The 23,011-nt window shown below is 53.8% G+C and carries 18 protein-coding genes and 1 pseudogene; 13 read left to right on the forward strand and 6 right to left on the reverse strand.

Features of this window, described 5'->3' with window-relative positions:
* Window positions 1–49 precede the first annotated feature (49 nt).
* The 3 genes from J4377_RS06765 (at window position 50) to J4377_RS06775 (ending at window position 2,048) form a co-directional block, all read left to right on the forward strand.
* Window positions 50–574, forward strand: a complete 525-nt coding sequence (locus tag J4377_RS06765) for a DUF3455 domain-containing protein (protein ID WP_038483279.1) — start codon at window positions 50–52, stop codon at window positions 572–574.
* A 173-nt stretch (window positions 575–747) separates the two neighbouring features.
* Complete coding sequence (locus J4377_RS06770; RefSeq protein ID WP_253487548.1) at window positions 748–1,329, forward strand: sigma-70 family RNA polymerase sigma factor; 582 nt, start codon at window positions 748–750, stop codon at window positions 1,327–1,329.
* A complete protein-coding gene (locus J4377_RS06775; RefSeq protein ID WP_038483282.1) occupies window positions 1,326–2,048 on the forward strand; it encodes an anti-sigma factor domain-containing protein in 723 nt (240 codons plus the stop codon). The genes J4377_RS06770 and J4377_RS06775 overlap by 4 nt, the downstream gene beginning before the upstream one ends.
* Before the next feature lie 62 nt (window positions 2,049–2,110).
* On the opposite strand, the gene trkA is transcribed toward J4377_RS06775, so the two are convergent.
* The gene (gene trkA, locus J4377_RS06780; protein WP_030069038.1) at window positions 2,111–3,484 is read right to left on the reverse strand and encodes a Trk system potassium transporter TrkA; all 1,374 of its coding nucleotides are present in this window, start codon (window positions 3,482–3,484) and stop codon (window positions 2,111–2,113) included.
* A 207-nt stretch (window positions 3,485–3,691) separates the two neighbouring features.
* Here trkA and kdpF point away from each other — a divergent pair, with 207 nt between their 5' ends.
* From kdpF to J4377_RS06805, 6 genes are read left to right on the forward strand one after another with little or no spacing between them, the layout of a single operon-like run.
* Complete coding sequence (kdpF, locus tag J4377_RS18890; RefSeq protein WP_083003017.1) at window positions 3,692–3,772, forward strand: K(+)-transporting ATPase subunit F; 81 nt, start codon at window positions 3,692–3,694, stop codon at window positions 3,770–3,772.
* Between the two features lie 9 nt (window positions 3,773–3,781).
* On the forward strand, window positions 3,782–5,473 hold the full coding sequence (kdpA, locus tag J4377_RS06785; RefSeq protein ID WP_253487550.1) for a potassium-transporting ATPase subunit KdpA: 1,692 nt from the start codon (window positions 3,782–3,784) through the stop codon (window positions 5,471–5,473).
* A gap of 10 nt (window positions 5,474–5,483) precedes the next feature.
* The gene (gene kdpB / locus J4377_RS06790) at window positions 5,484–7,520 is read left to right on the forward strand and encodes a potassium-transporting ATPase subunit KdpB (protein ID WP_253487553.1); all 2,037 of its coding nucleotides are present in this window, start codon (window positions 5,484–5,486) and stop codon (window positions 7,518–7,520) included.
* Between the two features lie 10 nt (window positions 7,521–7,530).
* Window positions 7,531–8,214, forward strand: coding sequence for a potassium-transporting ATPase subunit KdpC (gene kdpC / locus J4377_RS06795; RefSeq protein ID WP_253487555.1), 684 nt, complete (start codon window positions 7,531–7,533; stop codon window positions 8,212–8,214).
* A gap of 4 nt (window positions 8,215–8,218) precedes the next feature.
* Window positions 8,219–10,903 carry a sensor histidine kinase KdpD gene (locus tag J4377_RS06800; protein WP_253487556.1) on the forward strand — a complete coding sequence of 895 codons (2,685 nt, stop codon included), beginning with the start codon at window positions 8,219–8,221 and terminating at the stop codon, window positions 10,901–10,903.
* Window positions 10,893–11,615, forward strand: coding sequence for a response regulator (locus J4377_RS06805; protein WP_253487558.1), 723 nt, complete (start codon window positions 10,893–10,895; stop codon window positions 11,613–11,615). Before J4377_RS06800 ends, J4377_RS06805 begins: the two co-directional genes overlap by 11 nt.
* Window positions 11,616–11,631: 16 nt before the next feature.
* On the opposite strand, the gene J4377_RS06810 is transcribed toward J4377_RS06805, so the two are convergent.
* The 4 genes and pseudogenes from J4377_RS06810 to malE all read right to left on the reverse strand — a co-directional run bounded on the left by J4377_RS06810 (window position 11,632) and on the right by malE (window position 17,037).
* Window positions 11,632–13,119 (reverse strand): TrkH family potassium uptake protein, encoded by a 1,488-nt coding sequence (locus J4377_RS06810; RefSeq protein WP_253487560.1) that lies wholly within the window; start codon window positions 13,117–13,119, stop codon window positions 11,632–11,634.
* A gap of 201 nt (window positions 13,120–13,320) precedes the next feature.
* Window positions 13,321–14,211: a maltose ABC transporter permease MalG gene (gene malG / locus J4377_RS06815; RefSeq protein WP_030069051.1), complete on the reverse strand. Its 891-nt coding sequence runs from the start codon at window positions 14,209–14,211 to the stop codon at window positions 13,321–13,323.
* Between the two features lie 10 nt (window positions 14,212–14,221).
* Window positions 14,222–15,790: pseudogene (malF, locus tag J4377_RS06825) on the reverse strand (maltose ABC transporter permease MalF).
* 59 nt (window positions 15,791–15,849) lie between these two features.
* Window positions 15,850–17,037 carry a maltose/maltodextrin ABC transporter substrate-binding protein MalE gene (gene malE / locus J4377_RS06830; RefSeq protein ID WP_253487572.1) on the reverse strand — a complete coding sequence of 396 codons (1,188 nt, stop codon included), beginning with the start codon at window positions 17,035–17,037 and terminating at the stop codon, window positions 15,850–15,852.
* Between the two features lie 376 nt (window positions 17,038–17,413).
* Between malE and zwf the strand changes: the two genes are divergently transcribed.
* The 4 genes from zwf (at window position 17,414) to J4377_RS06850 (ending at window position 21,980) form a co-directional block, all read left to right on the forward strand.
* Window positions 17,414–18,907, forward strand: coding sequence for a glucose-6-phosphate dehydrogenase (zwf, locus tag J4377_RS06835; protein ID WP_089037965.1), 1,494 nt, complete (start codon window positions 17,414–17,416; stop codon window positions 18,905–18,907).
* 1 nt (window position 18,908) lies between these two features.
* Window positions 18,909–19,574: a 6-phosphogluconolactonase gene (pgl, locus tag J4377_RS06840; protein WP_253487574.1), complete on the forward strand. Its 666-nt coding sequence runs from the start codon at window positions 18,909–18,911 to the stop codon at window positions 19,572–19,574.
* 56 nt (window positions 19,575–19,630) lie between these two features.
* The gene (locus J4377_RS06845) at window positions 19,631–20,293 is read left to right on the forward strand and encodes a bifunctional 4-hydroxy-2-oxoglutarate aldolase/2-dehydro-3-deoxy-phosphogluconate aldolase (protein ID WP_038483316.1); all 663 of its coding nucleotides are present in this window, start codon (window positions 19,631–19,633) and stop codon (window positions 20,291–20,293) included.
* 190 nt (window positions 20,294–20,483) lie between these two features.
* Window positions 20,484–21,980, forward strand: coding sequence for a glycoside hydrolase family 32 protein (locus tag J4377_RS06850; RefSeq protein WP_253487576.1), 1,497 nt, complete (start codon window positions 20,484–20,486; stop codon window positions 21,978–21,980).
* Window positions 21,981–22,046: 66 nt separating this feature from the next.
* Here the strand turns inward: J4377_RS06850 and J4377_RS06855 are convergent, their stop codons facing one another.
* Window positions 22,047–23,006, reverse strand: a complete 960-nt coding sequence (locus tag J4377_RS06855; protein WP_253487583.1) for a carbohydrate kinase — start codon at window positions 23,004–23,006, stop codon at window positions 22,047–22,049.
* Between the last annotated feature and the right edge of the window lie 5 nt (window positions 23,007–23,011).

Consider the following 23,011-nt stretch of genomic DNA (forward strand, 5'->3'; position numbering starts at 1 on the left):
TATACAGCCACACTTTGCAGTGGTTGATACAAAACCCAAGGAGACTGAAATGACTATCCAACCTCTTACGCGTGCAGCACTCGCCGCTACCTTGATTGCATCCTTCAGTCACGTTGCGCTGGCCGATATGACGCCTGCCGACGTTCAAGTGCCCGATGGCAATACCATCGCTCTAGAAACAGTGGGTGTGGGTGCGATTACCTACATGTGCGAAGCTAAAGGTGACGGTACTATGGGCTGGGTATTCAAAGGTCCCCACGCGGCGCTGAACGACAGTGATGGTGCTCAAGTTGGCAGCTACTACGGCCCGCCTGCTACTTGGGAAGCGTTGGATGGCTCCAAAGTTACCGGCACTCAGCTGGCAACTGCCGCGAATGGTGATGGCAATATCCCGTTGCAGCTCGTTGAAGCGAATCCTGCGGAAGGTGAGGGCGCAATGACTGGCGTTAGCTATATTCAACGCCTGAATACTCAAGGTGGTGTCGCACCCGATGTGGCTTGCGATGATGGCCATGACGGTGCCACCGCAGTCGTCACCTACCAGGCAGATTATATTTTCTGGACAGCTAACTAAGTCCCTTTATTGCTTAGTGGTAAGTAACACTTTTGCTAAGCAATGTTTTCTCAAGAAACACTTCTAAGTAATGCTAGAGGCTCGTCTCGCGAGTCTCTAGCCGCTATGCTAGCCAAAAGAGCGGCGATAACGGTAGTGGCGACTGTATCGGCGCGTCACCAGGGAGCTAGCAAGTGTCTGATATAGGCGTGTCTACGATAGCTAACGACTTTGATTATGCTGATGCGCTTGCCCGCTGCGCGCGTGGTGAGCAAGCGGCGCTACAGCAGCTTTATCGTCAAGAGGGTGCCAGACTGCTTGGCGTTGTCATGCGCATTGTGAAAGACCGCGGCATGGCTGAGGACATTGTCCACGATGCTTGCCTGAATATCTGGCAACGTGCCGATAGTTTCGACCCCGAACGGGGCTCTGCCCGCACCTGGATATTCAGTATTGCCCGCCACTTAGCCTTAAACGCAATTCGCCAGCGCGACCGAGAAATCAGGGTGGATATCAACGACCCAGGCGAGCTAGCCGATGATGACACCTACCAACAGTCATTATCGACAACAGCGGAGGCCTTTGACTGGCAAACGGGCCAACAGATGGATGAGTGCTTGCAGCAATTGGAAACCGAGCGCCGAAACTGTGTGCTACATGCCTACGTGGATGGGTTAAGTCATGCTGAAATTTCTGCACACACCGGCGCGCCGCTAGGCACTGTTAAAGCCTGGATTAAGCGAAGTTTGCTTCGCCTGCGGGAGTGTATGTCATGACACGTTCAAACGAAAACGATGACCTTTATGCGCTTGCAGGGGAGTACGTGCTAGGTTCGTTACCCATTGCTGAGCGAGAAGCCTTTGAGGCACGCTTAGCCAATGATCCAGAATTACAGACCATCGTGGCTGACTGGGAAGAGCAGTTTTTCCCCTACACCGCGATCGTTGATCCTGTTACCCCATCAGATTATTTATGGCCGCGTATAGAGCGCAGCATGCACGCCGCATCGAAAAGATCAGCACGTGTTCCTAGGGCGGCACCAACGCCACGCCGCTTGGTGCACAGCCTACCATTTTGGCGCGCCGCTACCGGCCTTGGTTTGGCTGCCGCGGTGACCATGGGCGTGATATTGACCAATGTCTCTACTGCACCAACAACGCCGGAATATATGGTGGTGCTGTTAGCGCCGCAAACTCAATCAGCCGGGTGGGTCGTACAGGCCGCCAACCGCCAGGAAATTCAACTGATCCCGTTGGGCACTTTTGAAGTGCCCGAAGGAAAAGCACTGGAGTTCTGGACCAAAGCAGATGATTGGCAAGCGCCGGTTTCACTTGGCCTAGTAGAACCAGGGCAACCGTTGCGCCTGCGTTTAGACCAGTTACCGCCGCTTGAGGATAATCAGCTCTTTGAGCTCACTCTAGAAGATGACACCGGTTCGCCCACCGGTTTACCAACTGGCCCGATAGAGTTTATTGGCCGCGCGGTGGAGATTTAACGCATAGTGTTGTTAACGATGCTAAGGAGCCTCTGATTAACGTGAGGCGAGTTCCGGGTGGCTTAAAAGAACGTTAATCCCACTTGGAATAGCCGCTCCACGTCACGAATGCGTCGCTTATCAATCACGAATAGAATGACGTGGTCGCCGCTCTCTACCATCACATCCCCATGGCCAATGATGACCTCTTTGCCTCGCACAATTGCACCAATGGTGGTGCCTTCAGGCAGATTGATCTCAGCAATGGTCCGGCCCACCACTTTGGACGACTGCTTGTCACCGTGGGCGATCGCCTCGATGGCTTCCGCAGCGCCACGGCGCAGTGAGTGCACGTTGACAATATCGCCGCGGCGGACGTGGGTAAGCAGGCTGCCGATGGTCGCTTGCTGGGGAGAAATGGCGATATCGATTTCGCCCCCCTGAACCAAGTCCACGTAGGCAGCGTTGTTAATCAGCGTCAGTACTTTCTTGGCGCCCAAGCGTTTGGCCAGCAGCGACGACATAATATTGACCTCGTCGTCGTTGGTCAGGGCACAAAAGATATCGCACTCTTCAATGTTCTCTTCTTCCAGCAGCCGCTTGCTGGTGGCGCTGCCGTGGAGCACCACCGTTCGGTCAAGCCGCTCGGAAAGCGCAGTACAGCGCTCTAAACTGTGCTCGATAATCTTAACTTGGTGGCTGTGCTCCAGGTGTTCGGCTAAGCGTTCACCGATATTGCCTCCACCGGCAATCACCACCCGTCGGAAATCCCGCTCAACGCGGCGTAGTTCGCTCATTACCGCGCGAATATCACGCCGTGCAGCCAGGAAAAACACCTCGTCGTCGGCTTCAATCACCGTATCACCACGGGGAATAATCGGCCGATTGCGGCGGTAAATGGCCGCCACGCGTGTTTCCACATTGGGCATGTGCTTGGCTAAAAAGGCTAAATCCTGTCCCACCAACGGGCCACCGTAGAACGCCTTGACCGCCACCAGCTGCACTAAACCACCGGCAAACTCCAACACCTGCAACGCACCGGGGTGCTCAATCAGGCGGCGAACATGATCCGTGACTACTTGTTCAGGGCTGATCAGTACATCAATAGGAATCGCTTCGTGGGCAAACAATCCCTTACGGGTGAGGTAGGCGGTTGAGCGTACGCGGGCAATTTTGGTAGGCGTGCGAAACAGCGTATGGGCAACTTGGCAGGCGATCATATTGACTTCATCGGTGTTGGTTACCGCAATCAACATATCGGCGTCTTCGCAGCCCGCCTGACGCAGCACAATGGGATACGAAGCTGCACCCGTCACGGTGCGAATATCCAGTTTGGTGTGCAGTTCGCGCAGTTTCGCACCGTCGGTATCGACAACGGTGATGTCATTTTCTTCGCGGGCAAGGTGCTCTGCCAGGGTGGCACCGACTTGGCCGGCACCCAAAATAATAATCTTCATCGGTGGTTAGATCACTCTGACGACATGTCACTGAAGATAGTCACCTATCTATAGGGAAGCTGTCGAGTGCAGCAGTGGCAGGAAACGCTATTAATGAGCCAAAAGCTCATTTTTTTACACCTTTTTGACGGTTAACGCCTTAAACGCCATCGATTTTTTACGCAGGCAATCTCTAAGCTCAAGGTGCCAATCAAAGGAGGCACATCGATGAATATTGCACTGTTGATAATCGCGACCGGCACTGCGGCGTACTTGTTTTACGCGCTAGTTTGCCCCGAGCGTTTTTAGGAGATTGCTATGAACGACATGATCGCCATTTATGCCATCGTGGCATTACTTGGTGTGCCATTGGGGATCTATATCGCCCGCGCGCTAAGTACTCAGCCTAGCCGAATCGACACGCTATTCAGAGTGATAGAGACGCCTATCTACCGATTAGCAGGCGTTAATAGTCAAAGCGTAATGACGTGGCAAGTCTATGCGTTAGCCATTCTGAAGCTGCATGTAGGCTTGATACTACTGGCATGGTTGGTGTTTATGTGTCAGGGCTTACTGCCCCTGAATCCTGACGGCATACCCGGCATGAAGTGGGATACAGCGCTGCATACGGCGGTGTCGTTTGCCACCAATACTAACCAGCAGCACTACTCAGGCCAAGCACAGCTTTCCCACCTCAGCCAAACCTTTGCCATTGTAACGCTGCAGTTTTTAACCCCCGCTACGGGGCTTGCCGTACTGGTCGCCATAGCACGTACCTTACTAGTGGCTCGGCCAGCTGGAACGTTAAAAGGAGTTGGCAATTACTATCATGACCTGACTCGCACGGTAGTACGCGTTATGTTGCCGCTGGCAGCAGTGGTGGCGTTGCTGCTGACGTCCCAGGGAGTGCCTTCTAGCTACCAAGCGGCGCATCAGGTGGAAATGCTGGATTCGCAAGTGGAAGAGGTGCAGTCGATACCCTTAGGGCCGGTTGCGTCCATGGTCGCGATCAAGCAACTGGGAACCAATGGTGGTGGCTGGTATGGGCCAAATTCTAGCGTTCCGCTTGAAAACCCAACGCCGTTGGCCAATGTGATTGAAACTGCTTCCCTGACGATCATTCCCTTCGCATTACTGATTGCCATTGCACTTATTAGTGGCCGACGCCGATTAATGATGGGTATTGGTGCTGTGATGCTGACGTTTTCGCTGATTTCCACCTCTGTTGTGGTTTCTTCGGAACGTATGCCGAATGCTGCGCTTGTCGAGCTTTCTCAGCCCGGCGCTAATTTGGAAGGCAAAGAACTGCGTTTTGGTACCGATCTTTCCGCTTTGTGGGGCAGTTGGACGACACAAACATCGAACGGCTCCGTTAACGCCATGCACGACAGCTTTAACCCCATGGGCGGCATGATGGTGTTAATGGATATGTTTGTGAACGTCACCTTTGGCGGCGTGGGTGTTGGGCTTATCGGTTTCTTTCTCTATCTGATGTTGGCGGCTTTTGTTGGTTCATTGATGGTCGGTCGAGCGCCTGAGCTGTTTGGCAAACCGCTAGAAACCCGTGAAATGCGCTGGATCTCTCTAGCGATCCTGGTACAGCCGTTAGTCATTCTTGGCCTCTCCGCGCTTACCGTAGCGATGCCGAACGCTGCTGGAACCTCAAATCCTGGTTTCCACGGCCTAACCCAAGTGCTTTACGAATTTGCCTCTGCATTTGCCAATAACGGCTCTGGTTTTGAAGGGCTTGGCGATGATACGCCGTGGTGGAACCTTGCCTGTGTTATCACCCTGATGGTCGGTCGATTCCTTCCCATGCTGGTGCCATTAGCGGTGGCCGGATGGCTGGCAGCGAAGCGCACTGCACCCGCGGGACGCGGCACCTTGCCGATGGATAGCCCGGCATTTATGGGATTGACCGCCGGTGTCATTGTGATTGTTAACCTGCTGGGCTTCTTACCGGCGTTAGTGCTTGGCCCGATTGCTGAAGCCGTGACGCAAGGCTTCTAGGAGAAACGAGATGTCACATACTGAGCTTGCTAAACAGCCGCGTCGTCCGCTACCCATTGGCCAGGTCGTCGCTGGGGCTGTGAAAGGACTTGCGCCTCAACAACTTGCGCGAAACCCCGTGATGGCCGTGGTCGCCATTGGTACCGTAGTGTGCTTTGGGCTGACGCCCATTGCTTTCGCCCAGGGAGAAAATGGCGGTTTTGCGTTGGCTATAGCGTTGTTGTTGCTGGCCACCGTTCTGTTCGCCACGGGTGCCGAGTCGCTGGCAGAGTCACGTGGTAAAGCCCATGCTGGGGCGCTGCGTAAAACCAAGGGAGAGCTGAAGGCAGTTAAGCTGAACGCTGATGGTACGACGAGTAATGTAACGGCCGACTCTCTCCGCAAAGGCGATCGTGTGAAGGTTGTCGCGGGGGAGCTGATTCCCGCCGATGGCGATATCGTTGAAGGGGCTGCCTCGATCAATGAGTCGGCTGTCACCGGTGAATCTGCGCCCGTACTGCGTGAAGCGGGCACTGATAACAGCGGTGTCAGTGCCGGGACCAAAGTGCTGTCGGATCATCTGATTATTGAAGTCAGCGCTAACCCTGGCGAATCGCTGTTAGATCGCATGATTGCCTTGGTTGAAGGCGCCAACCGTCAGAAGACACCTTCCGAGCTGGCGCTATCGGTACTCTTGGCCATGCTAACGCTGGTGTTTTTGATCGTGGTCGTCACCTTGGTACCCATGGCGGCTTTCGTGGGCGTTGAAACCTCCACGGTAATGCTCGTGGCATTGCTGGTCTGTTTAATTCCAACCACTATTGGTGGCCTCTTGCCTGCTATCGGTATTGCGGGTATGGAGCGCGCTATGCGGGCTAACCTGGTGGCTAAATCAGGTAAAGCCGTCGAGATTGCTGGCAGCATCGACACCTTGCTGCTGGATAAAACCGGCACGATAACGCTTGGCGACCGCCGTGCGACGGAGTTTGCTGCTTGCCAACAAATTCCGCGTCAGCGAGTCCGTGACGTGGCGTTTTTAACGTCCCTGGAAGACCCTACGCCAGAAGGGCGTTCAATTGTGGAGCTAGCCACTGAGCAGGGCGTCGATGTCCAGCTTAGACAAGCAGCCGATGGTGCAACCTTTGAAGCGTTCAGTGCTGAAACACGCCTGTCAGGCGTTGATCTGACCAGCGGTAAAAAGCTGCGTAAGGGAGCACCGAATGCGATTGCGGAATGGGTAAAAGCCCAGGGCGGTGACATACCCAGCGATTACGAGCAGGTCATTGCGCGTATTTCACGGGATGGCGCAACCCCCATTGCGGTGGCAGAAGGCAGTCAGATTTTGGGCGTGGTGGCGCTGTCTGATGTAATTAAAAGCGGTATCGCGGAGAAGTTTGCTGAACTGCGTGCCATGGGTATCAAAACCGTAATGATTACGGGCGACAACCCGATTACGGCGTCGGCTATTGCCGCGACGGCAGGCGTGGATGACTACATTGCCGAAGCCACGCCAGAGCGCAAGCTAGCGTTGATTCGCGAAGAGCAGGCCAGTGGTCGCTTGGTTGCCATGGTGGGTGACGGTACTAACGATGCTCCCGCTCTTGCTCAAGCTGATCTAGGGTTGGCAATGAACTCAGGCACCCAGGCAGCCCGTGAAGCGGCCAATATGGTGGATCTGGACTCTGACCCCGGTAAGCTGATTAGTGCGGTGGAAATTGGCAAGCAGTTGCTGGTTACCCGTGGCGCGCTGACGACGTTCTCGCTGGCTAATGATGTGGCTAAATACTTTGTTATTTTGCCAGCGCTGTTTGCCGCCAGCTTCCCTGCGCTTGGCGTACTCGACGTTATGAATTTGCACTCGCCGACCACGGCGGTGCTAGCAGCGGTGCTATTCAACGCGTTAATCATTCCGGCATTGATTCCCTTTGCCTTGCGCGGTGTGTCTGTGAAGGCGGCATCGGCGACGGAGTTGTTGCGTCGAAATCTGCTGATTTATGGCCTGGGTGGGCTGCTACTGCCATTCCCCGCCATCAAGCTTCTCGACATGCTGATTGCGTTATTTATCTAGGAGAAACGTGATGAATGTAGATATGAAACGCCAGATCGCTGCGAATGACGATGTGCTGCAGGCAAAGGCTTCCTGGGGCAATGCACTTCGCTTTATGGTGGTAATGGCAGTTCTTCTGGGGCTGATTTATCCGTTGGTTACCACAACACTGGGCGGCTGGTTATTCCCCGAGCAGGCGCAAGGTAGTTTAGTTCGAGACGTCTCAGGTCGGGTGGTCGGGTCAAGCCTGGTGTCCCAAACGTTTGTCAGCGATGAGTATTTTATTGGCCGCCCATCAGCGGCGGGCAATGACGCAGGTGGCGTCTCAGGTTCTAATCTGGCGTCGAGTAACGTATCGCTGCGCGAGCGTGCCCAGGCAGATGCAAATGCCATTGCTCAACGTGAAAACGTAAGTGTCGATCAAATCCCTGTTGATCTGATTACCGCGTCCGGCTCCGGTATCGACCCGCATATCTCCCCCGAGGCGGCTGAGCTACAGGTTGCCAGAGTAGCGCAAGCACGCGGCATCGATGAAGCTACTGTGACGGCGCTAATTGATCAAGCACTTGAAAATACAGGCTGGCTGGGCTCGCCGGTGGTGAATGTGTTGCGGCTGAATGTCAGTTTGGATGATCGTTTTCCGGTATCATCAACCACCGCCGCGCCATTAACCTCAGCACCCGTCACCCCGACGGCTTCAGACACCATGGAGTAAACCAATGTATTCAGCGGATCAGCGACCCGATCCCAATACATTGCTAAAAGCCGCGCGCCGAGAGGCGCGCGGCTGTTTGCGTGTATTTCTGGGAGCCGCACCCGGTGTCGGTAAAACATACACCATGCTTCGCACCGCCCGTGAACGGGCAGAGGAAGGTGAAGATATTGTAATTGGCGTGGTGGAGTCACACGGACGCGCTGATACCGAAGCCTTGTGTGATGGGGTGGCACGGCTTCCGTTAGCGCCTTTAAAGCACCATGGCCGAACCTTCTATGAATTTGATATTGATGCCGCCCTAGCGCGGCGTCCCACTATTTTGCTGGTGGACGAACTTGCTCACCGTAATATCCCCGGCAGTCGGCACCCGCGTCGTTACCAGGATATTGAAGAGCTGCTGGATGCAGGTATTGACGTGTGGACAACCGTTAACGTCCAGCATCTCGAAAGTTTGAATGATGATGTCGCGCGGATTACTGGGATTCGCATGCGCGAAACGGTGCCTGATGCGCTGTTAGAGCGCGCCCGAGACGTATCGCTTGTTGACTTAACGCCTGACGAGCTCCTTGAGCGCTTAAGGCGTGGCAAAGTCTATATACCCGAACAAGCCCGTGCTGCCATGGAAGGTTACTTTAATGAATCCAATCTCAACGCGCTGCGTGAGCTGGCAATTCAAACCATGGCCGAGCGAGTGGATGCTGATGTTAAAGTGGCAATGGATGCTGGTGGTAGGGCAGGCCCCTGGCCGGTAAGGCCACACCTGCTGGTGGTGATTAATGGAAGTGAAGACGACGTATCGCTGGTTCGCGCGGCTCATCGGATGGCAGAGCGGCGTTTGGCGGTATGGCGAGCGGTCTATGTTGATAAAGGAATTGCCTCCCCAGAGCAGCAACTAGCCATTGAACAAGTTTTCAGCCTGGTTACTCGGCTGGGTGGCGATTCAATACGTTTACAAGGGCATAGTCAGCTAAGCGAAGTTCTCAACTATGCACGTTCAATTAACGCGACCACCATTGTGGTCGGCCGCGAAGCGAAGCGTCGCTGGTGGAAATGGTCACGGCCACTGGCCCAACGCTTGATGGCGCATGCCGAAGCGTTCGATATTGTTGTAGTGGCTAAAGGGGCTGTGAAACAACACGCCAATAGATGGCGGCATGGCTGGAAACTGCGTCCTCCCCAATTACTGGCCACTAGCTTGGCGGTGACGGCATCCCTAGGGGTGGCTGTCATGCTAGAGCCCTGGCTTGAGCTGGCCAACTTATCATTAGTGTTTTTAGTGGCCGTACTGTTTAGTGCCGTATGGGCGGGTACCGCCATGGCGATGTTTAGTGCCATCGCGAGCTTTTTAGTATTTAACTTTTTCTTTACCGAGCCACGTCTAACCTTTGCCATGGTGGAGCGTGGGCAACTGCTGACTGCAGTGTTCTTCTTGCTCGTAGCCGTGGTGGTGGGGCAGCTTGCGGGTAGGGGGCGGCGGCGTTTAATTGCACTGCGTGCTAGCCGCGATCAGACCCAGCTTTTGTTGCGTTATGCCGAACAGCTATCAACCGCGACAGACAGCGCCAGTGCAGCAAAAATTGGCGTTGATACATTGGTGCAGTGCTTTGCGGTGCCCACGGTATTTATTGAAAGCGCCGAAAGCGCGAATGAAGTTCGAGTTGTGCATGCGCTGCCGGATTCGGTGCGCTTAGACATGGCCGCTAAGCAAGCGGCGGTGTGGAGTTGGCAGCATCAAAAGCCCAGTGGTCAAGGCACAGACACCCTGAGTCAACAGGCTTGGCGCTTGATACCCCTGACAGTGCAGGGAGAAAAAGTAGGCATGTTGGCGCTTAAACTGTCGGAAAGCCTAAAAGCGCTCACCTGCGAGCGCGAGTCGTTAATGGATACGCTGGTGCGTCAGCTTAGTATGGCGCTAGAGCGCACCCGACTAGTGGCAGAGCTGAATACAACCCGTGTCTCCGAAGAGAACGAACGTCTGCGCTCTGCGTTACTCTCATCGGTGTCTCATGACCTACGTACACCACTCTCTTCTATTATTGGCTCAGCCAGTTCGTTGATTGAGCTCAAACCGCAGCTAAGCGATAGCGACCAGCGTGAGCTGCTTGATGGTATTTTGTCCGAAAGTGAGCGCCTCAATCGATACATACAAAACTTGTTGGATATGACCCGACTAGGCCACGGCACGTTAAAAATTGAGCGAGACTGGGTAGCGTTTGACGACGTTATTAACTCAGCGCTCAAGCGCTTGGGCCAGTCACTTAAACATGTCGTTGTGCGCAAGTCTTGGCCTCCTTCGTTACCGCTACTTTATGTCCACCCTGCGCTGGTAGAACAAGCGTTGGTCAATGTCTTGGATAACGCTCAACGTTTTTCACCACCAGGGGGGGAATTGAGCATAAAGGCGCACTTCACTGAAGGTGACCCCGCAACGTTGGTGATTACTGTTGAAGATCAAGGCCCTGGTATTTCCCCCGAGCTGCGCGAGCAGGTATTCGATATGTTTTACAGCGGTGGCGACGGCGATAGAAGTGCCCACGGCAGCGGCCTTGGTTTGGCCATATGTCGTGGCATGATTGGTGCCCATGGCGGCACTATTATGGCCGGTACGGGCGAAAGTGGGCGAGGTACCGCGATTATTATAACGCTGCCACTGTTAGGTGCAGATATTAGGAGGGGTGATGAAGAGTGAAGGCAGCGGTCGCATTCTAATTGTTGATGATGAGCAGCAGATTCGGCGATTTCTGCGTATCAGTTTAGCCTCTCAGGGCTACGCAGTATTGGAAGCAGAGAATGGCGAGCAAGCGTTAGCCATGGTGTATACCCAAGCCCCTGACGTCGTGCTGCTCGATTTAGGCTTGCCTGATATGGACGGCCACGAAGTACTGCAGGGTATACGTGAGCACAGTAGCGTGCCGGTCATTGTGGTATCTGTTCGCGATCGAGAAGAAGAGAAAGTCTTTTCGTTGGATAACGGTGCCAACGATTACGTTACTAAGCCCTTTGGAATTCAAGAGTTACTAGCGCGTATAAGAGCGGTATTGCGCTTGGCCCAGAAAGCTCGGGGAGAGCAAACATCAAGTTACTATGTTAGTCAGGGGTTAGCGATTGATCTGGAGCTAAGGCGGGTCACACTACAGCAAGACGATGTGCACTTAACGCGCAAAGAGTTCGCTGTGTTAGCGCGCCTGTGCCGCTACGCCGGGCGAGTCGTTACCCAGACCCAGTTGTTAAAAGAAATTTGGGGGCCAACGCATGTTGATGATACGCACTATTTGCGCATCGTGATCAGCCGGCTAAGGCAGAAGCTGGGGGATGACCCGCAAACACCCTCCCTGCTTCAAACAGAAGCAGGCGTCGGGTATCGATTATTGGTAGAAGCCGCACTGCGCCCTGGAACGTAGCATCGCTCTAACAAGGTTAGCGTCGCCAGAACATTGGTGTGAGCAGCACCACAACCGTTAAAATCTCCAGGCGCCCCATTAACATGCCGAGGCACAGTAGCCATTTAGCGGCATCGGGTAGTGTTGCAAAGTTACCTGCCGGGCCAATGGTGTCACCGAGACCCGGGCCTACATTCGCCACCGCAGTGGCCGCACCGGAAAGGGCAGTGACTAAGTCCAATCCCAATGCTGAAAGGCTCAAGGCAAGCACTGCAATCGTAATAAAGAAGAAGAAAGAGAAGGCCACTACGCTACGGGAAATATCATTGGTCACCGGCTGCTGATTATAGCGCGTTGTGAAAACACCATTAGCGTGAATCAGGTAGCGCAATTGGTTACGCAACATCAGCATAGCGATTTGGAACCGGAAAATTTTCATACCACCGCTGGTAGAGCCGCTACAACCACCCATAAACGTAAGATAGAAGAACGCCGCGATAGGTAATGAACCCCACAGCGTATAGTCGTCGGATGCATAGCCAGTGGTGGTCACAACTGAAACGACGTTAAACGTGACGTGGGTGAGCGAGACAAACCAATCATCGCCTTGTAAAACGCGCCATGCGCTAAGAATTAAAATCGCCGTTAGCAGGAGTTTTAACAAACCACGCACCTGTTGGTCTTTCCACAGTGCGCTGCGGGAGGTACGAATAAAGCGAATATATAAGACAAAGGGTAGCGCACCACTCAGCATAAAAAAGCTACCCATCCATACCAACCACGGCTGCTCAGAGTAGGCACCAAACGAGGCGTCAGAGTTCGCAAAGCCACCGGTCGCCAGTGATGTCATTCCGTGAACCACGGCATCTAGTGGCAGCATTCCACCGACCCAATAACTCAGCATGGCCAGTAGTGTCAGCCCCACATAGATAGTTAGCGTCGCTTTTGCAATACCTCCCGTACGGGGCATTACTTTATCGGACCAATCCGAAGATTCAGTGTGGAATAGCCGCATGCCGCCTACTTTAAGAAACGGCAGAATAGCGATGCCCATGACGATAATGCCGATACCACCCATCCACTGCATTAAGCCCCGCCACAGCTTTAGGCCGTCGGATAAATCTTCGATCCCAGATAATATGGTTGACCCGGTGGTGGTAATCGCGGAGACCGACTCAAAGACTGCATTTGTGACGCTAAGTTGGGGCGCACCTAAAATAAGCGGAAGGCTGGCAAAACAGCTGATACTGGTCCAACTGCCCGCCGTCAATATAAACATTTGCCAGGGCTTCAGCTCCAGCGATACTCGGCGGGTTAGCAACCAAGTGATCAGCGTGGCGCTCAGAATAATGAGAAGCGACATCCCGAACGCGGGAGCGTCAGGATCTTTTTCAATAACCAGAACAATCCAAGGCAGTGTCATAAACATGGCAAGCACTAACCATAACACTGCCATGATTTTAAATATTTGTGCCCAATTGCGGTAAGCGTCTCGATAGTAAATCCCGCTGGGAAAGATGGTCATATATCCGCTCTTAAATTGCCCTAATGTTTATCGCGATATAACACCATGGCAACTACAAAAAGTCCGTAAAAATTCTCTAAAAAAATACTCAAGTGATGAACTCAGTGATGAAAAAACCGGCCCTATCAATAGAGCCGGTGACGAGCAAGGTGCTCAAGCGAGGAAGCGTGAGTGGTGTACTGAGTAGTTAAATCCAGGAATTTAGCCTTTGACGCCCCCAGCGGTTAATCCGCCAATAATCCAGCGCTGACAGATCAAGAACGCGACGGTAATGGGCAGGCCGGAAAGCACTGCAGCGGCGGCAAAGTTACCCCAGCGCTGGTTGTGGTCGGCAAGGTATTGTTGGGCACCTACCGCCAGGGTGAGTTTGTGCTCATCCACCAGCAGTACTGAGGCCATGGGGTATTCCATGATGCTCATCACGAAAGCCAGAATAAAAACCACCATCAGAATGGGAATCGACAGCGGCAGCAGAATGTAGCGGAACGCTTGCCAAGTGCTGGCACCATCGACCATAGCCGCTTCTTCCAGCGAGCCATCAATCGACTCAAAGTAGCCTTTAATGGTCCAGATATGCAGCGCGACTGCGCCCAGTGATGCCACGATCAACGCGCCGTGGGTGTTGATGCCTAACCAGCCAACAAACTGTCCCAGTCGATCAAACAGGGCGTAGAGCGCCACAAGCGACAGTACGGCTGGGAACATCTGGAAAATCAGCATACCTTTCAAAAGCGGTTCTTTGCCTTTAAAGCGCATGCGTGCGAAGGCGTAAGCGCTCGTCGTCGCTAACATTAGAATCAGCACCGAAGAAACTACCGCCACTTTTATTGAGTTCCAAAGCCACAACAGCACAGGGAAGGGTGGCTGTACAATACTGCCATCTGGGCGTTCCCAGGGAATTCCCAGTGCTAGTGACCAGTGTTCCAACGAGAAATTATTGGGAATTAAGCTGCCAGAGGCAAAGTTACCCTCGCGAAATGAGATTGAAATCACCAACAGTAGCGGGAAGACAATCAGCGAAACAAAGCAGATCAGTGCAAGGTGAGCGCCCAAGCGGCGCGCGCCCACAGAACGCGGTTGAACCATGGCCATGAGTAACCTCCTAAACCTTAACCTTGGAAAGGCGCAAATTAAGCAACGACATACCCGCGACCAAGAGGAAAATGAGCGTTGCGATGGCGGCTGCCAGCCCAAAGTTCTGTCCAGCATCCTGGAAGGCAATGCGGTAGGTGTAGCTGACCAATAGATCGGTGGTGCCTGCAGGGGTGCTGGCGCCCAAAATGTCAGGGTTGCCGCCGGTTAATAGCGCAATTAGCACAAAGTTATTGAAGTTAAATGCAAAGGCGGCAATTAACAGTGGTGTTAGCGGTTTAATAATCAGTGGCAGAGTAATCTTGAACAGATTGGTAATAGGGCCGCCGCCATCTACCGCCGAGGCTTCGTAGAGATCTTGGGGGATAGCCTGGATTAGCCCCATGCACAGCAGCAACATATAGGGGTAGCCCAACTAGGTATTAACAATCAGCAGCATGGAGCGCGCTAGCCACGGGTCGGTAAACCACTCTGGCCGAACACCAAACAGCGTGTCCAGAATCATGTTCACTTCACCGAAGTGCTGATTAAACATGCCTTTAAAAATCAGAATGGAGATAAAGGCGGGCACGGCGTAAGGCAGAATTAACAGGGTGCGATAAACGGCTTTGCCCTTGAGTTGGTCCCACTGCAACAGTGACGCCAACACAAAGCCAACGGCCAGGGTGAAGACCACCGTCAGTGCGGCAAACACAAAGGTCCACACAAAGATCTGCATGAAGGGACCGCGAATGTCGGGATCGGTGAATATCTTCGTATAGTTGGTAAATCCTACATTGACTGGCCATCCCGGCGTGATGCTTTCGCCGTTATCAGCGACAAAAAATCCGCTAGCGGGGTCGGGGGTAAGAACGCGGTCATCGCGGCGATCATAAAGCGAGCCGTCTTCACGAGCTTCATAGCGATCTACCATAGGGGCAAACTGGCGTAACCCTGCCATACGCAGCTCTGCGCCATCCGGTGTCAGCAGCCTAAGCCCCTGCAGAGAATCACGTGCCTGAATAATAGCGCGCATCCCCAGTGGCTGCTGGCTCGGCGAAGCGTCTACTGCCTGAATACCTATTTGACGGGTCTCTTGATTGGCTAGGTTGAGCGGTGAAGAAACGAAACGCTGGGGCGTGTCGGCCTCACTGCTTTCCAGGTACAAGCGGACAAGCTCACCTGCTTGGTAAAGCGTTAGCTCAAACGCGTTGCCTTCCTGTTGATAGGTTTGGCTCATCAACTGGCCGCGTACGCGCTCTTCCGACAACAAGTTGCTTGAGCTGTAATTACTAAAGCTAATGCCGATGGTGTAAAGCAGCGGGAAAATAACAAATACGCCCAGCCCCGCCACGGCAGGAAAAATATACCGGTGGCTCATTAACGTGCGTTTGGTAAACACCACGCCCAGCGAGGCGCCCAGCACTAGAAAGAGCAGCGCGAACATCCACTGGCCGTTAAGGTGAAAGGCGACTACCAGCCATAACAGCGCGATTACCAAGGTGGCAATGATGCAGCGAAGTGCCCAGCGGGTGTAACGTTCGGTGAGATGGCGAGAGCGGTGGCGGGGAAGGCCACGAGAGGCGTTAGTGGTATACATAGTGACATCCTGAAAGCTGCCCGGTGGCATAGGCTACCGGGCAGAAGGGCAGAAAAAGCTTACTGGCGCATACGCCGCGCAGCGGCATCCAGCGCTTCTTGGGGCGATTGGCGTCCACTGCCGATGTTTTGCAGGGCGGGCTCCATGGCTGCCCAGAAAGCACCCATTTCAGGAATATTTGGCATGGGCATACCGACTTCGGCATTTTCAAGCGTCGCGGCAATGTTAGGGTTATCAGCAAGCTCAGCCTGATAATCGATATGAGCAACCGCTCCCAGTGAGCCGTCGCTGTTGAATGTGTGCATGCCCTCTTCGCTAAGCAGGTAGTTTTCTAAAAACTCCACGGCGAGAAAATCATTGGGTGTGGCGGAGTTAATCATTGCCGTCATCACGCCAAACATGGGTTTAGCTCGTTCATCGCCCACTTTCGGCAGTAACGCGACGCCGTAATCAATTCCGCTACGCTCCAGGTTCGGCCAGGCCCATGGGCCGCTAATCATGGTAGCCACTTCGCCCTGGTTAAAGCGGGTGTCCATCAAGTTGTAATCAGTGCCGCGGGGTAGTACACCGCTTTCGATCAACTCAACCAGCAGTTCTGCCCCTTGTAAGGCACCTTCGTTGTTAACGCCTATATCGCTGACGTCATAGCCGCTGTCAGTCTGCTTGAAAGGGTAGCCGCCGTTGGCCGCTAGCAAGGTCCAGCCGTAATACGGCTCACTGTAATCAAATAAGATGGCCTTTTTTCCGTCTTGAGAGAGCGTTTCGTCAAGCTCCATCAGCTCGGCAAAACTTTCTGGCGGTGTTTCTACCAGGGCTTTGTTGTAAATGAGGCCCAGTGACTCTACCGATATCGGGTAGCCGTAGGTTTCACCATTCCACAGCGCAGCTTCCCAGGTGAAGTCGTAAAACGCCTCGCGGAAGCTGTCACTTGGGGCGACTTGTTTCAATAAGCCGCTTTGTGCCCACTCGCCCATGCGGTCGTGAGCCCAGATGACGATGTCCGGCCCCTGGCCACTTCCTGCCGCCTGCTGAAAGCGGTCGGTAAGGTTATCGGGAAATACCACCTCAACTTCGATGCCTGTTTCTTCACGAAACTGCTCGGCAACCTCACGAATGCCTTCTTGACCTTTATTATCACCCATCCAGATAGTCAGGCGATCGTCCTCAAACGCAACGGCGGGAAGAGCGGCACTGGCAGCCAGCGTGGCGGCTAACAGTGGCATCATAATGGGGCGAGACGTTGCCATAATGTAAATACCTCATTGTTGTTGTCGTAGAGTGCTGCGAATATTTTGATGAGCAGCGCTTTAGTCAGTGCCAGCGTCGCCAATTACGCGCAACGTCACCTCATCCTCAAGGGGCGTAGCGATGGCGTATCCAAGGGGCGTAGAGTGGAATGAAAGGTAACAATAAAGCGGTATAACGTTAGGTGTCGGCATCGGTACTGCTCAGAGACGGCACTACTTAAAGAGAGACGTAAATAACGTTAAAAGACGTAATTGGGGAGGCAACGCTATTTTTTTGTAGTAAAATTACATGTAATGTTGCGTATAATGCCCGATATCAGATAGATTTTAGGTAATCTAACTACATTAGATCATCTAATTATAAATAGGAGCTGAGATGAGCCAGTCACATTCCCCGCTGGGCGATCAGAAACACGCTATCGATTTAGCGCTGTTTGGGGCGCTGGGCGATCTTGCGATGCGCAAGCTGTTTCCTGCGCTTTATCACCTTGACCGTGAGGGCTTAATGCCCGCAAGCACGCGGATTATGGGGCTGGCACGTCAAGCGCATGACACCGCTGCATTCCGCCAATTGGTCAGCGGCGCGCTGCAAAAGCGGCTAAAAAAAGATGAGCAGGATAAAGAGAGTCTCGAGCGTTTTCTAAATCGGCTTGACTATTGCCAGCTGGATTTCAAAAAAGCTGAGGGTTTTGAGCAAATACGTGAATGGCGCGAAGGCTCTGATCGCCCCATGGTGGTTTATTTATCCGTTGGCGCAATGATCTACGGCGATATTTGCCGCAACCTTGAGGCGAGTGGCAGCCTGGATGAGCAAACGCGGGTTATCGTTGAGAAGCCCATCGGCTACGATCTAGTGTCATCAGAAGAAGTTAACGACGCTATTGGAGCCGTTTTTCCTGAGTCGCGTATTTACCGTATTGACCACTATTTAGGTAAAGAAACGGTACAGAACCTGATTGCGCTGCGCTTTGCTAACCCGTTGTTCGGGACGCAATGGAATCAGAACCATATTTCCCATGTAGAAATTACCGTTGCAGAAAAGGTCGGCATTGAAGGGCGCTGGGGCTACTTCGATGATGCCGGGCAGCTTCGCGATATGGTGCAAAACCACTTGCTCCAATTGCTATGTTTGATTGCCATGGACCCGCCTTCCAACCTGGATGCCGACGCGATTCGTGATGAGAAAGTAAAAGTGCTGAAAGCCCTAAAGCCGTTTACCGGTGAAGCGCTGGGACGTGATGTAGTACGTGGGCAATATACCGCGGGCACCAACGATGGTCAGCCAGTACCAGGCTACCTGGAAGAAGAAGGGGCGAATACCCAGAGCCAGACCGAAACCTTTGTGGCAATGAAAACCGAGGTTTCAAATTGGCGCTGGGCGGGTGTGCCGTTCTACCTGCGTACCGGTAAGCGCATGCCTGAAAAACTGTCCCAAATCGTGATCCACTTCCGCCAGCAGCCGCACTATATTTTTGATCCTGATCAGCGGGGGATTGCGTCTAACAAGCTGATCATTCGCTTGCAGCCGGATGAAGGGATCGCGCTTCAAGTGCTCACCAAAGACAGCGGTTTGCATAAAGGCATGCGCCTGCGCCCTGGCCCGTTGCACCTGGACTTTAACAGCGCGTTCCCCAAATCACGTATCCCAGATGCCTATGAGCGCTTGCTACTGGAAGTCATGAAAGGCCAGCAGTATCTGTTCGTGCGCCGCGACGAAGTTGAGCACGCTTGGCGTTGGTGCGACCAGCTCATCGACGGTTGGAAAGCCCGCGAAACCCCGCCGCGCCGTTACCCGGCAGGCTCTTGGGGGCCGGTCGCCTCCATTGCCATGATTACCCAAGATGGCCGCAGTTGGTACGAGGATTATTAATATGAGCGAAGCACGTCAAGCGATAGCACAACAGCTGGCAGAAGCGGTCTTTCAGGCATTGGCTGAAGACTTGAATCGCCAAGAGCGCGCGCTACTAGTCGTCTCGGGTGGCTCTACGCCGGTGCCATTTTTTAAAGCGCTGGCAGCCAAACCGCTGCCTTGGGAGCGCATTGATATCACGTTGGCCGACGAACGCTGGGTGGGTGAGGAAAGTAGCGATAGCAATGCCAAGCTGGTGCGCGAAAACCTGCTTCAAGGAGCGGCTGCGAACGCCAACTTCGTACCGCTAACCTCAGATGCCTCGACGCCGGAAGAGGGGGTTGATGAGGTTGCCAAACGCACGGCATCGCTGCCTTGGCCCGCCAGCGTTGTGATCTTGGGAATGGGCGGCGATGGCCATACGGCGTCGCTGTTCCCCGACAGTCTAGAACTAGGTTTAGCGCTCTCTACCGATGAGCCGCTTGTCGCGGTACGCACGCCTAGTCAGCCGCAGCCGCGTATTACTTTCTCAGCAGATCGCCTGCATCAGGCGCATCGACATATTTTACATATTACTGGCGATGATAAGCGCAGCGTATTGGCAAACGCCATGAATGGTGATGATGTCCGTAAGCTACCGATTCGCGCGTTTTTATCTTGCCCGTTAGCGATCTACTGGGCGCCGTAACGCCTGGGCTTTCGCCAATAAACGTTTGCCAGTAACACCTGCTTGGAGACTCACTGATGACAATCGATAAACAGCTACCCTCAACGCGCACTGCCGAGCTTGACAGCATTTGCTTAAAGGCTGAGGTCATTCCGGTGATTACCGTTGAGCGTCTTGAAGATGCGGTACCGCTAGGTCGCGCCTTGGTTGAAGGTGGCTTAAGCGTGTTGGAAATTACCTTGCGTACCGACTGCGCGCTGGAAGCAATTAAACGCATGAAAGAAGCGCTGCCGGGAGCCAGCATCGGTGTAGGTACCGTGTTAACGCCCGCGCAATACCGCCAAGCTGAACAGGTAGGTGCGGATTTTGTAGTGACACCCGGCGCGACAGAAGCGCTTTATCGCTATGGCGTAGAGAGCCCGGTGCCGATGTTGCCCGGCGTATCAACGATCTCTGAGCTGATGACAGGCTGGCAGTACGGCTATCGCCGCTTCAAGTTTTTCCCAGCTGAGTCCAGTGGTGGTGCCAAAGCCATTAAAGCCTTTGGCGCGCCGATTCCCGAAGCACGTTTTTGCCCAACCGGCGGTATCACGGTTGATAACGCTGAAACCTACCTGTCACTACCCAATGTTATGTGTGTAGGCGGTTCTTGGCTAACGCCGAAAGCCATGGTTGAAGCAGAGGATTGGGACGGTATTCGCGAGCTGGCCCGTCAGGCCGCTGAGCGTTTTCACCACTAACGAATACGATGTAAATCGACACGAGCACTCTCGTTACTTGCCTCACTGATATCGGGTCGTGTGGGTAAGTCATTTGCCCGAGCATATTGCCATGCTCGGGCTTTTTTATGCGCTCCACCTAACGGCGTAGGGCAGAGAGGGAAAAAGCGTGATAGCCTCAACTTAATCGATTAAGTTAGGGTTTTTTACATTGAATCTCGTCAAATTTACTCCTCTTAGGCCAACGCTGCATTTTACGCCGCCTACTGGCTGGATGAATGACCCCAACGGGCTTGTATATTTCGAAGGGGAGTATCATCTCTTTTATCAATACCATCCCCACGACACGGTATGGGGGCCCATGCACTGGGGGCATGCGGTAAGCACCGATCTTTGCCGTTGGGAGCACTTGCCTATTGCGCTGGCGCCAGACGCCCAAGGGGCGTGTTTTTCAGGTAGTGCCATCGTGGATGAGCATGATGTGACGGGGCTGTTTGACGGCCAGCCGGGGCTGCTGGCGTTTTATACCTGCCACCGAGTGCTTTCCGATGACTCTGAAGATTATGAGCAGTCACAGTGTTTGGCTTATAGCCGCGACAAGGGGCGTACTTGGCATCAGTACGCCAATAACCCCGTGCTACCCGCGCCAGGGTTTAAAGATTTTCGTGACCCAAAAGTGTTGCGGCATGCCGCTACCCAGCGTTGGGTAATGGCGCTGACTTGTGGTCAGGAAATTCATTTTTATACCTCGGAAAACCTATTGGACTGGCAGTTTGCCAGTGCGTTTGGCGAGGGCCACGGCGCGCATACTCAGCATCCCTGGGAGTGCCCCGATTTGTTCGAGCTGCCAGTGAAAGGCGCTAGCAATGGGCAGCTATCTAGCCGCTGGGTATTAATCGTTGGCATTGGGGCTACGCCAGATAATGCCTTTGGCTCGTTCACGCAATATTTTGTGGGCGAGTTCGACGGCCAGCGTTTTACTAACGACCACTCGCCTGATGACGTCATGATGATGGACGAAGGGCGTGACTTTTACGCCGTGCAGAGCTGGTCGAATACTTCGGGGCGCCGTTTAGCCGTGGCTTGGCTGAATAATTGGCAGTATGCCAATCATGCGCCTGAATCTGGCTGGCGGGGAATGATGAGTCTGCCCAGAGAGCTAACCCTGCGTGCGACATCGAGCGGCATTCAGCTTTGCCAACGTATCGCCAGCGAGTGCCATGAGGCGCTGACAGCCGTACCGCATACTATCCCGCCACAGGCGATGCTGGGTGTTGGGCAATATAGCGTCTTAACCTCGTTGCCACCGGTAAGTCGTGGTGTGCTTGAACTGACCTTAACGGTTGGCAGCCGAGTGGCATTATCGCTTCAGCAGAGAGATCATCAACAGCTTACGCTTGAAGCGGGAGAAGAGGGCGTTGCACTTCGCTACACGCGTAACGGCGTGAACGGACAAGCAGCTTTCGATGACCATTTCGCCTGTGACCATGCAGCGGGCAGCGTTGATGGTTTAACGATCACGCTAGAGTGGTGGTGTGATCATGGCTCGCTGGAGATCCTGGTGAACGGTGATACGCAACAACGAGCGATTACTCAGGTGAGCTATACACGTCAAACAACAGGCTCGATTGAGGTCAACGTCTTGGAAGGCAGCGCAGGGTTGCTCGGTGGCAGTGTGGTATCGAGTAAAGGTGCGGTAGCGCGTTAGTAGGATTTAGCGTGTAATTACATAGTTAAGGGGCGTGCTGTTGCACGCCCTTTTTTGCTACAGACGTTACGTATTTCTTAGCGCTTCAATATCACTATGGGTCGGCAGTGCGGCGTAGGCGCCTGGGCGTGTCACTGCGTGAGCACCACAGCGGCAGGCAATATCCACCGCGCGGGTTAGAAAGGCACCGTCCTGGTACCAGTTCTCATCAATGCCGTGCCGTGAAAGCTCAGCCAGCAGGCCGCCAATAAATGCATCACCGCCAGCCGTGGTGTCAACCGCGGTTACCTGGGGCGGTGTGATGGTGTGGTCAAGGCCAACACCTTTCAGCACCACCTTGTTAGGGCCGTCGGTGATTAAAATTACTTTTACCCCGGCGGCTAGTCGCTGAGATAGCCACGCTTCCTGAGAATGCCCGCCACGAAGATAATCAAGCTCCTCCAGTGAGACTTTAACGAGATCGGCGCTATCCAATAGCTCGGTTACCAGCCAGAGGTCGGCTGACCCTTCGGTCCACAGATTGTGGCGGAGGTTGGCATCCACGCTGACTAAACAGCCCGCGCGCTTTGCCATAGCGGCAATCGCTAAAGTGGTATCGGCAATCTCAGGGTCAGTCAAACTGTTGCTGCATAAGTGAACAATCGCTGGTTGTTCAAACACGCCGTGGGGCAGGTGCTCTAGGCGATAAAGCAGGTCGGCCGCCGGTGGGCGATAAAAATCAAACGTGCGCTCGCCGCTGCTGTCCCGGGAAACAAACGCCAGCGCAGTGCGTGCCTCTTTGGTCAATACTACACCCTGAGTATCCACGCCATGGCTTTTCAGCTCACGAATCAGGAAGTGGCCAAACGTATCGTCACCCACCATGCCTAAAAACTGGCTGGGTACGTTAAGTCGGGCACAGGCAACCGCGACGTTAGCAGGCGCGCCGCCCGCGTATGGCGTGAAGGTTTCTTGGCCAGTGTCATCGCCTAAGCGGCTGGACAACATATCAACCAAGGCTTCACCGAAAGCAATCACCGGCGTCATAAGTC

Source organism: Halomonas sp. XH26, from assembly GCF_024138895.1.
GTDB lineage: Bacteria > Pseudomonadota > Gammaproteobacteria > Pseudomonadales > Halomonadaceae > Vreelandella > Vreelandella alkaliphila.

Excerpts from the sequence above, each read along its gene's own strand:
- J4377_RS06765 (WP_038483279.1), top strand. The coding sequence starts at position 50 with ATGACTATCCAACCTCTTACGCGTGCAGCACTCGCCGCTACCTTGATT.
- J4377_RS06775 (WP_038483282.1), top strand. The coding sequence starts at position 1,326 with ATGACACGTTCAAACGAAAACGATGACCTTTATGCGCTTGCAGGGGAG.
- trkA (WP_030069038.1), bottom strand. The coding sequence starts at position 3,484 with ATGAAGATTATTATTTTGGGTGCCGGCCAAGTCGGTGCCACCCTGGCA.
- kdpF (WP_083003017.1), top strand. The coding sequence starts at position 3,692 with ATGAATATTGCACTGTTGATAATCGCGACCGGCACTGCGGCGTACTTG.
- kdpA (WP_253487550.1), top strand. The coding sequence starts at position 3,782 with ATGAACGACATGATCGCCATTTATGCCATCGTGGCATTACTTGGTGTG.
- kdpB (WP_253487553.1), top strand. The coding sequence starts at position 5,484 with ATGTCACATACTGAGCTTGCTAAACAGCCGCGTCGTCCGCTACCCATT.
- kdpC (WP_253487555.1), top strand. The coding sequence starts at position 7,531 with ATGAATGTAGATATGAAACGCCAGATCGCTGCGAATGACGATGTGCTG.
- J4377_RS06800 (WP_253487556.1), top strand. The coding sequence starts at position 8,219 with ATGTATTCAGCGGATCAGCGACCCGATCCCAATACATTGCTAAAAGCC.
- J4377_RS06805 (WP_253487558.1), top strand. The coding sequence starts at position 10,893 with ATGAAGAGTGAAGGCAGCGGTCGCATTCTAATTGTTGATGATGAGCAG.
- J4377_RS06810 (WP_253487560.1), bottom strand. The coding sequence starts at position 13,119 with ATGACCATCTTTCCCAGCGGGATTTACTATCGAGACGCTTACCGCAAT.
- malG (WP_030069051.1), bottom strand. The coding sequence starts at position 14,211 with ATGGCCATGGTTCAACCGCGTTCTGTGGGCGCGCGCCGCTTGGGCGCT.
- malE (WP_253487572.1), bottom strand. The coding sequence starts at position 17,037 with ATGGCAACGTCTCGCCCCATTATGATGCCACTGTTAGCCGCCACGCTG.
- zwf (WP_089037965.1), top strand. The coding sequence starts at position 17,414 with ATGAGCCAGTCACATTCCCCGCTGGGCGATCAGAAACACGCTATCGAT.
- pgl (WP_253487574.1), top strand. The coding sequence starts at position 18,909 with ATGAGCGAAGCACGTCAAGCGATAGCACAACAGCTGGCAGAAGCGGTC.
- J4377_RS06845 (WP_038483316.1), top strand. The coding sequence starts at position 19,631 with ATGACAATCGATAAACAGCTACCCTCAACGCGCACTGCCGAGCTTGAC.
- J4377_RS06855 (WP_253487583.1), bottom strand. The coding sequence starts at position 23,006 with ATGACGCCGGTGATTGCTTTCGGTGAAGCCTTGGTTGATATGTTGTCC.